Below are 2,013 nucleotides of genomic sequence, written 5' to 3'. Positions count from 1 at the left end.
GGTCGACATGGTTCGAGACAAGGGCGGGCCGCGGACGGTCGCATAGGACGCAACAGCGAAATCACACTCATGACATCGACAATGAATGAAATGACGGACCGCCTCGGCCGCTTGCGCAACTGGATGGCGAATGCCGGCCTGGACGGGCTCATCGTGCCTCGTAACGACGCGTATCAGAGCGGGATCACCGCCCCGCATGACACTTGCCTCGCCTTCATCACAGGCTTCACCGGTTCTGCCGGGCTGGCGCTGATCCTGCGCGACAAAGCGCTGCTCTTTGTCGACGGACGCTACCAGATCCAGGCTCGAGGCGAAGTCGATCTCGATGCCTTCGAACTGCGCCATCTTCGCGACCAGCCGATCGACCAGTGGTTTGGGGAGGCGGCCCAGCCAGGCTGGCGCATCGGCGTCGATGGCATGAAAACCACCTTCATTCTGCATGACAGGCTGGAGGCGGCGTTGACCGGGCGCTGCGCATCGATTGTCCAGCTCGATCGCGATCCATTCGACGCGATATGGGACGACCGGCCGCCGGCGCCGCTCGGCAAGATCCGTGCAATGCCGGTGGAAGCCACCGGCGAGACCTCCATCGACAAGCGCCGGCGCATCGCCGGGCAACTGCGCGAGATGGGGGCCGACTGGCTGATCGAGACGCTGCCCGACAACATCGCCTGGCTGCTCAATGTGCGCGGCTCGGATGTCGAGATGAATCCGGTGCCACACTCGTTCCTCGCGCTTGGCGCCGACGGAGCGGTCGAATGGTTTGTCGACAGCCGCAAGCTCGGCAACGACCCGAGCGCCTACGAAATCGCCGATGTGCGGCTAGCCTCGCCGCAACGCTTCCTCGAACGGATCGCCGAGATTTCGGCAACGAGAACAGCGATGATCGATGCGGATTTCGCGCCGCACGCGCTGCGCGCCCGGGTTTTGGCCGGCGGCGGCCGCGTTGCCGCGCAGACCAGCCCAGTTACGCTGGCGAAGGCGGCCAAAACCGAGGCCGAACTCGAGGGCTATCGCAATAGCCATGTCGAGGACGGCGTGGCGATGACCGATTTCCTGGCGTGGGTGACAAAGGAGGCCAGCCGACGGCAGCATGCGGTCAGCCCGCTGACCGAACTGGAGGCGGAAGCGCAACTGCTGGCCTTCCGCAGAGGACGGCAAGGTTTCCTGGAACCAAGCTTCCGCACCATCTCCGCGGCCGGCGCCAACGCCGCGATGTGCCACTATGCGGCGAAGCCGTCGACCAATGCCGCCATCGACGGCCAGGCGCCCTACCTGATCGATTCAGGCGGGCAATATCTGACCGCCACCACCGACCTGACGCGGACACTAATGTTCGGCGAACCGAGTAGCGACATGCGAGTGGCCTACACGGCCGTTCTGAAAGGGTTCTTGTCGCTGGTTTCGGTCCGTTTCCCGATAGGGACGCAAGGCCATCAGATCGACGCGTTCGCGCGGCGCGCGCTTTGGGATGCGGGTCTGGACTATGACCATGGCACCGGCCATGGAGTCGGCCACAATCTGCTGTTGCATGAGGGTCCGCACCGACTGGACAAGAGACCGAACCTGTACGGCCTCGTGCCAGGCAACATTATGACGATCGAGCCAGGCTATTACCGCGAAGGCGCCTTCGGCATGCGCGTCGAAAACCAGGTCGAGGTGGTCGCCGACGGAGCCCGTTTCTGCCGCTTTGCCTCGCTCACCCTCGTCCCCATCGATCTTGCGATGGCCGACCTGAAACGGCTGAGCCTGGACGAGGTGCGCTGGCTCGACGACTACCATGACCGTGTCAGGGACACGCTCGCCGACCTGGTGCAGCCGGAAACGCTGCCTTTCCTGATCGAGCAAACCCGCACCATCGCGGAACGCCGGCAGGACAGGCCCGCCGGCGATGGCAAGCGGACGCGAGTGCCGCTTGAACAGGAAGCTTGAAGTTCAGACTATGGAGCGGCGGGATCATAAATCCGCTTGCTCCTTCTCGTCATGTATCGATGTTTGACCACGCGTTCAATG

At 63.7% G+C, this 2,013-nt stretch carries 1 protein-coding gene; it reads left to right on the top strand.

Annotated elements, in window-relative coordinates; translation table 11 throughout:
- Positions 1-81 precede the first annotated feature (81 nt).
- Entirely contained in the window at positions 82-1,932 is a 1,851-nt protein-coding gene (locus AC1DUU_RS30585; protein WP_476787066.1) for an aminopeptidase P family protein, read from the top strand.
- The last annotated feature ends 81 nt before the right edge of the window (positions 1,933-2,013 follow it).

This window comes from Aminobacter sp. P4_H6_2 (genome assembly GCF_056400805.1).
The sequence above is the reverse complement of the archived record's forward strand: the minus strand, read 5'-3'. Positions and strand labels throughout refer to the sequence as shown.

What these genes read in the sequence shown, in the direction of transcription:
- AC1DUU_RS30585 (WP_476787066.1), top strand. Translation starts at nt 82, where the DNA reads ATGAATGAAATGACGGACCGCCTCGGCCGCTTGCGCAACTGGATGGCG.